The 638-nt window shown below is 58.6% G+C and carries 1 protein-coding gene; it reads right to left on the minus strand.

The annotated features are described in order from the left end of the window. Window positions 1-513: carotenoid oxygenase family protein (locus AC1DU6_RS34505; RefSeq protein ID WP_477862989.1), on the minus strand; the 513-nt coding region annotated here is incomplete at its 3' end. Between the last annotated feature and the right edge of the window lie 125 nt (window positions 514-638).

The raw sequence follows: 638 nt of genomic DNA on the forward strand, positions 1-638 counted from the left end.
GGTGATGGGATCGATCTTCGGATGCGCGGTAAACGGCCCGCCGATGCGGCCGCGATAGTTCTGATAGCCGAGTGTCTTCAGCGTGCCCGGTTCGATTTCGGTCGGAGGATGTCCTTCCTCGAGCGCGAGGAGGCGGCCAGCGTGAAAGACGATGTTGGTATTGGCCGCGCCTGAGTCATTGCCAAGCGAAGCAGGGGCGTCCGATATTTGCTGCCCGAAGCCGCGATAGAGCGCGCGGCCGGCATCGTGCTCGGCGAGAAATTTCGGCGTACGGATCCAACGATTGCGATAGCTCGCGCGGCCGTTCTCGATGTGGAAGGCGTGCAGCATGCCGTCGCCGACAAACCAGTGCGAGCCTTTGGTTTCAAATTGCGGATTGGGGCCGTTGCGATAGAGCGTGCCGTTGAGCTCACGTGGCAATTCGCCGACGACTGTCAGGAACGGCGCGTCGCACTCCATCGGGATCGGCGCAAGATTGTCATGAGCAGCCTCGATCGGGTCCAGCAGCGCCATCGTCGTCTCCTATGCCGTTATCTTTACGTTGTCTAGATTGCTAGATGCGGGTGGTTGGCCCGTCAAGCAAAATCTTTACAGTGTAAAAATGGCGACCTATAACATGACCATGATGAAGCAGACCA

The organism is Roseateles sp. P5_B10, assembly GCF_056400485.1.